10 protein-coding genes are annotated in these 10,948 nt (G+C 66.6%); 5 read left to right on the top strand and 5 right to left on the bottom strand.

From position 1 onward, the window contains the following. Complete coding sequence (locus tag VGU00_RS02170) at positions 1–411, top strand: GtrA family protein (protein WP_327465024.1); 411 nt, start codon at positions 1–3, stop codon at positions 409–411. Here the strand turns inward: VGU00_RS02170 and rfbG are convergent. Continuing rightward, positions 408–1,502 carry a CDP-glucose 4,6-dehydratase gene (gene rfbG, locus VGU00_RS02165; RefSeq protein ID WP_327465022.1) on the bottom strand — a complete coding sequence of 365 codons (1,095 nt, stop codon included), beginning with the start codon at positions 1,500–1,502 and terminating at the stop codon, positions 408–410. The genes VGU00_RS02170 and rfbG overlap by 4 nt on opposite strands. Next, positions 1,499–2,272, bottom strand: coding sequence for a glucose-1-phosphate cytidylyltransferase (gene rfbF / locus VGU00_RS02160; protein ID WP_327465021.1), 774 nt, complete (start codon positions 2,270–2,272; stop codon positions 1,499–1,501). Before rfbF ends, rfbG begins: the two co-directional genes overlap by 4 nt. Before the next feature lie 28 nt (positions 2,273–2,300). On the opposite strand from rfbF, the gene VGU00_RS02155 reads away from it, so the two are divergent. Continuing rightward, positions 2,301–3,977: an ArnT family glycosyltransferase gene (locus tag VGU00_RS02155; RefSeq protein ID WP_327465019.1), complete on the top strand. Its 1,677-nt coding sequence runs from the start codon at positions 2,301–2,303 to the stop codon at positions 3,975–3,977. Here the strand turns inward: VGU00_RS02155 and VGU00_RS02150 are convergent. Beyond that, on the bottom strand, positions 3,968–5,557 hold the full coding sequence (locus VGU00_RS02150; RefSeq protein WP_327465017.1) for a Na+/H+ antiporter: 1,590 nt from the start codon (positions 5,555–5,557) through the stop codon (positions 3,968–3,970). The genes VGU00_RS02155 and VGU00_RS02150 overlap by 10 nt on opposite strands. Positions 5,558–5,953: 396 nt before the next feature. Between VGU00_RS02150 and VGU00_RS02145 the strand changes: the two genes are divergently transcribed. The 3 genes from VGU00_RS02145 (at position 5,954) to VGU00_RS02135 (ending at position 9,460) form a co-directional block, all read left to right on the top strand. Continuing rightward, entirely contained in the window at positions 5,954–6,730 is a 777-nt protein-coding gene (locus VGU00_RS02145) for an SDR family NAD(P)-dependent oxidoreductase (protein ID WP_327465016.1), read from the top strand. Further along, positions 6,727–7,515 carry an enoyl-CoA hydratase/isomerase family protein gene (locus VGU00_RS02140; protein WP_327465014.1) on the top strand — a complete coding sequence of 263 codons (789 nt, stop codon included), beginning with the start codon at positions 6,727–6,729 and terminating at the stop codon, positions 7,513–7,515. The genes VGU00_RS02145 and VGU00_RS02140 overlap by 4 nt, the downstream gene beginning before the upstream one ends. Positions 7,516–7,618: 103 nt before the next feature. Beyond that, a complete protein-coding gene (locus VGU00_RS02135; protein ID WP_327465012.1) occupies positions 7,619–9,460 on the top strand; it encodes an arylsulfatase in 1,842 nt (613 codons plus the stop codon). Here VGU00_RS02135 and VGU00_RS02130 read toward each other — a convergent pair. Further along, positions 9,380–10,318, bottom strand: coding sequence for a formylglycine-generating enzyme family protein (locus tag VGU00_RS02130; protein ID WP_327465010.1), 939 nt, complete (start codon positions 10,316–10,318; stop codon positions 9,380–9,382). The genes VGU00_RS02135 and VGU00_RS02130 overlap by 81 nt on opposite strands. Beyond that, a complete protein-coding gene (locus VGU00_RS02125) occupies positions 10,318–10,944 on the bottom strand; it encodes a TetR/AcrR family transcriptional regulator (RefSeq protein ID WP_327465008.1) in 627 nt (208 codons plus the stop codon). The genes VGU00_RS02130 and VGU00_RS02125 overlap by 1 nt, the downstream gene beginning before the upstream one ends. Positions 10,945–10,948: the final 4 nt, after the last annotated feature.

The following is a 10,948-nucleotide window of genomic DNA, read 5'->3' as shown; positions in this document are numbered from 1 at the left end:
ATGCTTGGCCGCGTGGTTCCGCTCGGACGGCCGCTGCGCTTCCTCGTTGCGGGCGGCCTGAACACGCTGTTCGGGCTCGCCTTCTATCCTTTGCTGCTCTGGGCGGTACCCTATTTTCGCGCGCACTATATGATCGCGCTGGGGATCGCGCAGGCGATCTGTCTCTGCTTTTCCTTCGCGACCTACAAGCTCGGCGTATTCCGCACGCGCGGCAATATCCTGCGCGAATTTGCCGCCTTCGCGAGCTTCTACCTGTTCAACTATGCCGCGAACTGGGCGGCGCTGCCGCTGCTCGTCGAGGTCGGCGGTATCTCGCCGATCGTTGCACAGCTCGGCTTCACGATCGTCCTCGTGATCGGCAGCTGGTTCTGGCACAACCGCGTCACCTTTCGGGACCGCAGCGCGCCCTAGGCTGCGGCGCGCGCCGTCCCGTCCAGCCCCTGTCGTCGGACATAGCGGTCGATCTGCGCCAGCGTCGTTGCGCGCGCATCCGCGCCATCGTCGACCGCCTTGTGCCATTCGCTGATCCATTCCAGCGCGGTCGCCAGCGGCAGCACGGGGCGCCAGCCAAGTTCGGCGCGCGCCTTGGAACTATCGAGGCGCAGCAGCGTGGCCTCGTGCGGCTGCGGTCCGCTGTCGGCGAGCGCGGCCCGATGATTGCCCCATGCGGCCTGAAGGCGCTCGACGATCCAAGACACCGGCCGGGCATCCTCGTCGGACGGACCGAAATTCCAGCCGCCGGCAAAGGCCTTTTCACCCGCGAGCAGATATTCGGCGAGCATCAGATAGCCGTGGAGCGCCTCCAGCACATGCTGCCAGGGACGCACCGAAGCGGGCGACCGGATCAGCGGTGCGGTGCCCGATGCCAGCGCGCGGATCAGGTCGGGGATCAGTCGGTCGTCGGCCCAGTCGCCGCCGCCGATGACATTGCCGGCGCGCGCCGAGGCGAGGAGCGGGCCCGCGGTGCCGAAGAAGCTGCTGCGCCACGCCGACACGACGAGTTCGGCGCAGCCCTTGCTGTTGCTATAGGGGTCGTGGCCCCCCATCGGGTCGCTTTCACGATAGGGCCAGACCCATTCGCGGTTTTCATAGCATTTGTCGCTGGTGACGCAGACGATCGCCTGCACGCCCGCCACATGCCGCGCGGCGTCGAGCAGGTGGACCGTGCCCATGACATTGGTCGCATAGGTTTCGACCGGTTCGCGGTAGGAGAGGCGGACGAGCGGCTGTGCGGCGAGGTGAAATATGACTTCGGGCGCGCAGGCTTCGACGGTCCGGCGCAGCGCGTCGGCGTCGCGCACATCGCCCTCGACATGGTCGACCAGCTCGTCGATGCGCGCTGCCGCGAACAGGCTGGGCGCGGTCGGCGCGGGCAGGGCAAAGCCGGTGACATGGGCGCCCATATGGTGCAGCCACAGGCTGAGCCAGCTTCCCTTGAAGCCCGTGTGGCCGGTCACGAGCACGCGGCGCCCGGCCCACAGCGATGCCGATGCGGCGCTCACCAGCGTTTCCACGGCGCTGCGCCGTTGTTCCAGAGGTCTTCGAGGAAGAGCTTGTCGCGCAGCGTATCCATCGGCTGCCAGAAACCTTCGTGGCGATAACCCATCAATTCGCCGCCGCGCGCGAGCTGCTCGAGCGGGCCGCTTTCCCAGACCGTTTCGGGGCCGTCGACCAGATCGAGAACCGAGGGATCGGCGACGAAGAAGCCGCCGTTGATCCGGCCGCCGTCGCCCATCGGCTTTTCGCGGAAATCGGTGACGCGGTCGCCGTCGAAGGCGAGCGCGCCGAACCGTCCCGGCGGGGTGACCGACGTCACGGTGGCGCGCAGCCCGTGGGTGCGATGGAAATCGACGAGTTCGGAAATGTCGATATCGGCGACGCCGTCGCCATAGGTGAAGCAGAAAGGCTCGTCGGGGTCGAGATAGGGGCGGATCGCGGCGAGCCGCCCGCCGGTCATCGTCGTCGGCCCCGTTTCGACAAGCGTGATCCGCCAGGGTTCGCTGCGCGCGTGATGCACCTCCATGCCGTTGCCGTTGCGCAAGTCGATCGTGACGTCCGATGTATGGAGGAAATAATTGGCGAAAAATTCCTTGATCAAATAGCCTTTATAGCCGAGGCACACGACGAAATCGTTGAATCCGCTCGCGGAATAGATCTTCATAATATGCCACAGGATCGGCATCCCGCCGATCTCCACCATCGGCTTGGGCTTGATGGCGGTCTCTTCACCGAGGCGGCTGCCAAGGCCGCCGGCCAATATTACGGTTTGCATCGTCGCTCCACGTCTAGATCTCGACAGCATGACGGACCCGATGCCCACAGCCCGCAATTCGCCATGGAAGGTCCTGACCGGGCCGGCAGGACTGTGCCTGATCCTGCTCGTCGCGGCGCTGCTCCGCATCGACGGCGCCGGTTTCGGGCTGCCCGCACTCAACGATCCCGACGAGCCGCTGTTCATGGCGACGGCGCTCGAAATGCTGACAAAGCCGACGCTCAACCCTGGATGGTTCGGCCATCCGGGCACGATCACCTTCTATTCGCTGATGCTGGTCGTTTCGCTGGTCGGCGGCCTTGGCGTCCTCACCGGGCGCTTCGCCGATTTCGATGCCTTCGCCGCGGCGGTCTATGCCGATCCGGGCATCATCTTCCTGCCAGCGAGGTTGCTGATGGTGGCGTTCGGGGTCGCCTGCGTGTGGATGACCTGGCGGCTCGGCAAGCGGCTAGGCGGCGACCGGGTCGGGCTTGTCGCGGCTGCGATCCTTGCGGTCAACGCGGTCCATATCGAATATTCGCAGATCATCCGCACCGATGTGCAGGCCAGCCTGTTCATGCTGCTTTGCGTGCAGTCGGCGCTGGCGATCGCGCAGGACGGCCGCCGCCGCGATTATCTGTTCGCCGGACTGTTCGCCGGTCTCGCCTGTGCGACGAAATGGCCCGCGGCGGTCATCGGCGTCGCCATCATCGGCGCCGCCCTCTATCGCCGGCGGCATGGCGCGGCGCAATGGAGGCAGCTGGCACTCTCTGGCCTCGCGGCGATCGCGACATTGTTCCTGGTGTCGCCGTTCCTGCTCATCGACCATGCCACCCTTCTGCAGAATCTGTCGGGCGAAGCGCGGCCGCTTCATCCCGGTGCGACGGGCGGCGGGCTGTTCGCCAATCTCGGCTGGTATGTCGCCGGCCCGCTCTTTTCGTCGCTGGGGGTCGGCGGCCTGCTGCTCGCCGGAGCGGGGATGGCTTGGGGCGCAGGCGATCGCCGGCGCTGGACGTGGGTTATCCTGCCCTTCTGCCTGACCTTTCTGTTCGTCATCGCGGTCCAGTCGCTGCGGTGGGAGCGGTGGATCGTGCCATTGCTGCCCTTTGCCGCACTTGCGGCGGCGCGCGCGCTGTGCGCCATGGCCGACTGGCTGCCCGCGCCGCGCGCACGCGTTGCACTTCCTGCCGCGCTCGTGCTGCTGCTGATCCCGATGGTGGTGGCCGAGCGGATCGAGGCGGCGGGCCGGCGTCACGACACCCGCCAGCTCGCCTCGGCCTGGCTGCGCGAGCATGCGCCGCCGGGAAGCCGGATATTGATCGAGCATCCGGCGTTCGACCTTTTGCAGGAACCGTGGCGATTGCTGTTCCCGATGGGATCGGCGGGCTGCGTCGATGTCGATGACATGCTCGCCGGCCGCATCAGCCAGTCGGACGTCGAAGGTCGGCGGCAGGGCGGCGCGATCGTCGATATCGGGCATGTCGATATGGCGCTGCTCGGCAGCTGCCGGGCCGATTTTGCTGTCGTGACCAACCATCTGCGTTATCGCGCAGACCCCGCGCATTACCGCGAGGAATTGCGACGCTACGACGAATTGCTCGCGGGGGGGCGGCTACGCTTGACCGTGCGGCCGGTGCCGGGCGTGAGTTCGGGCCCCGAAGTGCATATTGTCGAATTCGCACCGGCAAAGCCCTCGGGGCAGATACGGACGATTGCCTATGATTGAGCGCCGAACTGGAGCGTCATCGCCAGTTCTTCGACGTCGAGATCGCGTTCGAGTTCGTGGAGCACCTCGTCCTCGATCATCCCCGCGCGGTGGATGCGAAGTAATTCCGCGCGCCCGGCCGCAATCGCCTGAAGTAGGACGTCGAAATGCGAGCGTAGCCCGTCCATCGCGGTGCTCGCATCGGCTTCATAACGTTCCATGAAGTTCATCCGCTTGCGATGTTCTTCGAGCATCATCGGATGGATCAGCGTTCCATTCTCGTCATAGGCGAGCCGTTCGATCACCGCGAACCGCGCGCGCGCCATCGCGGCTTCGGCGGCGGGCATGGCCATTTTGGCGGGCGGATCGGTGTCGACCGGCTTCACGGCGCGAATGAGCATGCCGAGGCTCGACCCCTGCACGACGACGGTGACGAAGATCACCGCGAAGGCGCAGATCAGCATCAGGTCACGGCCGGGCATGTCTATGGGGAGGGTCAGCGGCACCGCCAGCGTGACGACCCCGCGCATCCCCGCCCAGCTCAGCACCGTCGCCTGTCGCCAGCCCAGGGGGCGTGCGCGATCCAGTCCGAGCTTGCGCGCGGCGCCCAGGATCGCTTCCGATCCGAAGATCCAGACGAAGCGCGCAATCGCGACGGTGATCACGACGGCTGCAATCACGGCAACCCAGGCGACCGGCATCGCCTCGATCCCGCCGATCCGCTCGATCGCGCCGCGCAGCGAAAAACCGATCAGGATGAACACGAGGGCTTCGAGGACGAACACCATGATGAACCAGCCCGAATTGGCGCGGAGGCGGACGTCGGCGGACAATATTTCATGCTGGTACCAGCCCATCGCGAGGCCGGCGGTGACGGTCGCGATGACGCCCGACACATGCAAGGTTTCGCCGGCGATATAGGCGGCCCAGCAGAGCAGGATCGTGATCAGCATGACAAGCATGCGATCCTGCAGGCGCTTGGCGAGGAAAATCCAGCCCGCGGCAACCAGTGCGCCGACGATCACCCCACCGATCGCGACGAAGGCAAAGCTCCGGATCGCCTCGCCGGTGTGGAACACCCCGCTCAACGTTGCAGCGACGGCGAAGCGGAAGAGGATCAGGCCGGTTGCATCGTTGAGCAGGCTTTCGCCCTCGAGCAGCGCTTCGAGCCGCCGCGGCAAGTGGACGCCTTTCAGCACCGCGCGCGCCGACACCGCGTCGGGCGGCGACACGATCGCGCCGAGCGCGAAGCACGCCGCCCAGGGCAGTTCGGGGACGATCATGTGCACCACAACGCCGACGACGAGCGTCGTGAACACGACGGCGCCGACGGCCAGCGACAATATGCCGGGAAGGTGGCGGCGAAAACGGCCGAGTGCGGTAAAATAGGCGCCGTCCATCAACAGCGGCGGCAGGAAGAGGACGAGCGCGAGTTCGGGATCGAGCGATATCTCCGGCAACCCGGGGATGAACGCAAGCGCGCCGCCGCCGACGAGCAGCGCGGTCGCGGGCGGCCAGCGCAGCTTCTGCGCCAGCCAGTGCAGCCCGATGACGAGCGCGAGCAACCCGAGGACGAGCTCGAAGGTTTCGACGGCGTGCATCGGGCTCAGCTCCGATCCCGGCCGAGGTCGAACGGTGCTGTCATCTTGAGGCCCCTTGTTTCGTCCAATCCCACGAGGCCGTTTGTGACGGCGTTTGCCGCCGCGATCAATGCCGGAGATTGGGGGCGCTCAAAGTCGGGTGTGATCGAACCGACCTTTGCCCGTCGACGCGAACCATGGCGTGAAGCGGAACGCGAAAAGGGAGACCTTTATCCCCCGCCCGCCGCGCTCGGCAGCTGCGACGGGGGATGAGGTTCGTTGTGCACAAGAAGAACATTAAGAGAACAAAATCGGTCCGTCAACAGGTTTTTCGTGCCTTTTCCTTGTGACGGGCCATGCAGTTGACGTGAACGTCAATCGGGACCAAAGCTGAGAAAGCTAAGGAAGGAAAATGCGATGACGGAGCTACCGAAGTTCGACCTGACGGGACGCGTCGCGTTGGTGACCGGGGCGTCCTCGGGCCTCGGCGCGGGCTTTGCCAGGGCGCTGGCCGCATCGGGAGCAAAGGTCGTGCTCGCCGCGCGCCGCGCCGACAAGCTGGCGGAGCAGGTCGCCGCGATCGAAGCCGCGGGCGGACAGGCGATCGCCGTCAGCATGGACGTCACCGACGAGGCGTCGACGATCGCCGCCTATGACGCCGCCGAGGCGGCCTTCGGTACCGTCGACACGATCGTCGCCAACGCCGGCGTCGCGACCGAGAAGATGGCGATGGGCCTCTCGGTCGAAGACGTCGACTTCCTGCTCGCCGCCAATGTGCGCGGCGTCTTCCTGACCGCGACCGAGGGCGCGAAGCGGCTCGACAAGGCGGGCAGCCGCGAAAAGCAGCACGGCCGCATCGTGCTGATCGGATCGATCACTGCCGAGAAGATATTTCCGGCGACCTCGGTCTATGGCGCGACCAAGGCGGCGGTGCGCCACCTCGGCAAAGCGTTGGCGCGCGAATGGGCGCGGCGCGGGATCAGCGTCAATGTGATCCAGCCCGGCTATTTCGAATCCGAAATGACCGCCGAACTGTTCGATAGCGATGTCGGCGCGGCGATGGTGAAAAGCTTCCCGCGCCAGCGCATGCGGCCGCCGAGCGACCTGCACGCGCCGCTGCTGATGCTCTGTTCCGACGCCGCGCTCGGCATCACGGGCAGCGTGATCACGGTCGACGACGGGCAGACGCTGTGAGCGAGTTGCTGATCGAGACGCGCGGCGCGGTCGAAATCGCGACGCTCAACCGGCCCGAACGGCTCAATGCGCTGAACGAAGGACTGGTCGACGAACTCAATGCCTATTTCGGCGGGCTCGCCGAACGCCCCGACGTCCGCGTCGTCGTCCTGCGCGGCGCCGGGCGCGGTTTCTGCGCCGGGCTCGATATCCAGGAAGACCGGTCGAGCGACGAGACGCCGGTATTGCGTACGCTGCGCACACAGACCAGCATCGGCAATATCTATCGCAAGATGCGGGCGTGCCCACAGCCGATCATCGCGCTGGGGCACGGCGCCGCATGCGGCGGCGGCCTGTCGCTGCTGCTCGCGTCCGACGTGCGTTATGCCACGCCGTCGTTCAAGGCGAACGCCGCCTATATCCGCATCGGCCTTGGCGGCTGCGATATGGCGTCGAGCTATTTCCTGCCGCGCCTCGTCGGCGCCAGCCTCGCGTCCGAAATGATCCTGACCGGGCGCTTCATCGACGCCGAGCGGGCGCTGCGCGTCGGCCTCGTCAGCGAAATCGTCGACCAGGATGCGCTGCTGGCTCGCGGCCTCGCGCTTGCGGACGAGATGCTCGCGACCTCGCCCTATGGCCTGCGCCTTTCGAAGCAGGCGCTGAACCTCAACATCGACGCGCCGAGTCTCGACGCCGCGATGGCGATCGAGGATCGCCAGCAGGTGATCCTGTCGGCGACCGAGGACCATCGCGAAGCGCTCGCCGCCTTCCTCGAAAAACGCGCGCCGGAGTATCGCGAACGCTAAGGCCGCTCCCTGCATCGCCCCATTGACTCCCCAATATATTGACATAGTAAGTGTCACATCCCGAGGGGGTGGGAGTGATGGCAGTACGCAGGAGGACCACTAAATGCCGGGTCGCTTAGGCGGGTCCCGGCGTGCTGCCATCATCGCAATCGGCGCGCTGATCGCCCTGGCGCCCGCGCAGGCACAGCCGGTCGAACCGGCGCCGAAGCATCCCAATATCGTCATCCTGCTCGCCGACGACTGGGGCTTTTCCGACGTCGGTTCCTTCGGTTCCGAAATGGCGACGCCGCATATCGATGCGCTTGCGCAAGCGGGGATGCGCTTCTCGAACTTCCATGTCGCGGGATCCTGTTCGCCGACGCGCGCGATGCTCCAGACGGGGGTGATGAACCACCGCAACGGGCTCGGCAACATGCCCGAGACGATCCCCGACCAGCATCGCGGCAAGCCCGGTTACGACACGGTGATGAACTTGCGCGTCGTGACCATCGCGCAGTTGCTGAAGGCGGCGGGCTACCGCACCTACCTCACCGGCAAATGGCACCTTGGCAGCGATGCGAAGCGCCTGCCGCACGCGCGCGGCTACGACCGCGCCTACAGCCTTGCCGACGCCGGCGCCGACAATTTCGAGCAGCGCCCGATCGAGGGCATGTACGATAGCGCCGCCTGGACCGAGAATGGCAAGCCCGCGACCTTGCCCAAGGATTATTATTCGTCGCACTTCGTCGTGCAGCGGATGATCGACTATATCGAGGCCGACCGCAAAAGCGGCCAACCTTTCCTCGCCTCGATCAACTTCCTCGCCAACCATATACCGGTGCAGGCGCCCGACAGCGACATCGCGCGCTATTCGGCGATGTACCGCGATGGATGGACCGCGCTGCGCGAAGCGCGGGCGAAGCGCGCCGCGGCGCTCGGCATCGTCCCCGCGGGCAGGCCGATGGTGACGATGGCGACGACGCCCGACTGGAAGAAACTCGACACCGACGAGCGTGCGGCGGCGATCCGCGTGATGCAGGCCTATGGCGGCATGGCGACCGCGATGGACCGCGAGGTCGGCCGCCTCGTCGCGCATCTCAAGGCCACGGGCGATTATGAGAACACGATCTTCGTCTTCCTCTCGGACAATGGGGCGGAGCCGACCGATCCGTTCGGCAGCCTGCGCAACCGGCTGTTCCTCGACATGCAATATGACCTCGCGACCCCGAATATCGGTCGGCGCGGCAGTTTCGCCGCGATCGGCCCCGGTTGGGCGAGCGCGGCGGCGTCGCCGCTGTCGGGATACAAGTTCAGCGCGGCCGAGGGCGGGCTGCGCGTCCCGCTGATCATCGCCTGGCCGGGCCATGCGAACATCCGCGCCGGCGGCATCAGCGACGGCCTCGCGCATGTCACCGATATCCTCCCGACGCTGACCGAACTGGCAGGCGTGTCCGGTCATGGCGGAAGCTGGCAGGGCAAGGCGGTCGAGTCTGTCACCGGACGCAGCCTCGTTCCGATGCTGGAAGGCGCGGCGGGAAGCGTCCATGGCGACACCCCGCTCGGCTATGAGCTGTCGGGCAATGCGGCGCTGTTCCGCGGCGATTACAAGCTGGTGCGCAATCTTGCCCCGACCGGCGACGGCAAATGGCGGCTGTTCAACCTCAAGCTCGATCCGGGCGAGACGCGCGACCTCGCCGCGGCCGAACCCGATCGCTTCGCGGCGATGATGGCCGACTATCGCGCCTATGCGAAAGCCAATGGCGTGCTCGATATGCCCGCGGGATACACCGCCGACGAACAGATCAACCGATACGCGTTCGAGCAGCAGGGCAAGCCGCGGCTGATCCGCCTCGGGCTGTGGGTCGGCGGGATCGTCCTGCTGCTCTCAGCCCTTGCCTGGCGCTGGCGCCGCCGGCGCCGGGCGCGCCGTATCGATCAGGCGAAAGCCGATATGATCGGTGCCTAGGCTGCGTTCCTGGAACTGGCGCGCCGCGGGGCGGTACCGCGCGCAATAATTGGCGGCGCACAGGAAGCTGCCGCCCTTGATGACATTGCTCTCGCCGCCCGCCTTGCTTGTCGTCCATTCCCAGACATTGCCGATCAGGTCGTGGACGCCGTGCCGGTCGGCGGGGAAGCAGGCGACCGGTGCGCGCCCGGTGAAGCCGTCGGTGCCAAGGTCGCGCGCCGGAAAGGCGCCCTGATAATAGTTGGCGAGCGCTTTGCCCGCCCTGTCGACGGGCACATTGCGGTCGGCGCCGCCCGTCGCGGCAGCCAGTTCCCATTGCTCCTCGCTGGGCAGCGCCTTGCCCTTCCATTTGGCGTAGGCGAGCGCATCGTCATAACCGATCTGGACCACCGGATCGCGCTCGCGTCCGTCGATGTTCGTCGCGGGCCCGGCGGGGTGGCGCCACTCGGCGCCGACGACCCAGCGCCACCAGTTCGGATTGCCGTCGGTCGGTGCGGTGAACACCGCCGAGCCCGGGATCAGCATCTCGGGCGGCGCGCCGGGCAGCTTGGGCGGATCCTGTTCGGCGAGCGTCCTGTATCCGGTCGCCTTCACGAATTCGGCGAATTCGGCGTTGGTCACCTCGTGCGTCGCGATCCAGAATCCGGCGACGCTGATCTCGCGCGCCGGTCCTTCTTCGGGCAGGTGCGCGTCGGCGCCCATCGCGAAGGTGGCGCCGGGGATCCACACATAATCCTCGGCCGGCAGCGCCGGGCACGCGGGGGCTTTAGTCGTCGCCGTTTCGGTGTCGCCGGCTTCGCCGCAGGCCGCCAGCGCGCCGAGCAGCACGGCCGACAGGAATGCCCTGCCCATTCGCATCAGGGTCGTTTGCCGATCGTCGCGATCAGGGCATCGACCATGTGCAGCGTCACGGTTCCGGCCTCCTCGGCCGACAGGCCCTGATCGTGGCGCAGCGTTCGCCATGTCTGGAACGACAGGGTCGTGCATAGCGCCTCGACGTTGATCCGGTCGGTCAGCACCTCGCCGGGCAACAGGCGTAGGATCAGCTCGCGTTCGAGCATCACCACCTTGCTGTACTGGCCCATCAGGAAGGGCGACTGGTATCGCTTGATGTTCGCCGCGAGGCGGAACGGCAGCGTCGTCTCGAACACGCGAATGCGCCGCCGGACGAGTTCGCGGATATTCGCTTGCCACGCCTGGTCGGGATAGGGCGCCACGACGATCGGCATCACGCGTTCGGTGATCGTCGCGGTGATTTCGGCATAGAGCGAGTCCATGTCGTCGAAGTGCCGGAACACCGTGCGCAGGCCGATACCCGCCTCTTCGGCGACGCGCGCCGCGCTTGGCGACAGGTCGCCGCCGACGATCAACTCCATCATCGCCTCGACGATGCGCTTGTGGCTCGACCGGCCGCGCGCGCGCCGCCCGTCGACCCGCTCGGGCCCCAACTTTGCCTCGCTCGATTTGCGCACCCCCGTGGTCATGCTT

Source organism: Sphingopyxis sp., assembly GCF_035944815.1.
GTDB lineage: Bacteria > Pseudomonadota > Alphaproteobacteria > Sphingomonadales > Sphingomonadaceae > Sphingopyxis.
Note: the sequence above shows the minus strand (reverse complement) of the source record. Positions and strands in the feature narration are given on the sequence as shown.

Excerpts from the sequence above, each read along its gene's own strand:
- VGU00_RS02130 (WP_327465010.1), bottom strand. The coding sequence starts at position 10,318 with ATGCGAATGGGCAGGGCATTCCTGTCGGCCGTGCTGCTCGGCGCGCTG.
- VGU00_RS02150 (WP_327465017.1), bottom strand. The coding sequence starts at position 5,557 with ATGCACGCCGTCGAAACCTTCGAGCTCGTCCTCGGGTTGCTCGCGCTC.
- VGU00_RS02155 (WP_327465019.1), top strand. The coding sequence starts at position 2,301 with ATGACGGACCCGATGCCCACAGCCCGCAATTCGCCATGGAAGGTCCTG.
- VGU00_RS02135 (WP_327465012.1), top strand. The coding sequence starts at position 7,619 with ATGCCGGGTCGCTTAGGCGGGTCCCGGCGTGCTGCCATCATCGCAATC.
- VGU00_RS02125 (WP_327465008.1), bottom strand. The coding sequence starts at position 10,944 with ATGACCACGGGGGTGCGCAAATCGAGCGAGGCAAAGTTGGGGCCCGAG.
- rfbF (WP_327465021.1), bottom strand. The coding sequence starts at position 2,272 with ATGCAAACCGTAATATTGGCCGGCGGCCTTGGCAGCCGCCTCGGTGAA.
- VGU00_RS02145 (WP_327465016.1), top strand. The coding sequence starts at position 5,954 with ATGACGGAGCTACCGAAGTTCGACCTGACGGGACGCGTCGCGTTGGTG.
- VGU00_RS02170 (WP_327465024.1), top strand. The coding sequence starts at position 1 with ATGCTTGGCCGCGTGGTTCCGCTCGGACGGCCGCTGCGCTTCCTCGTT.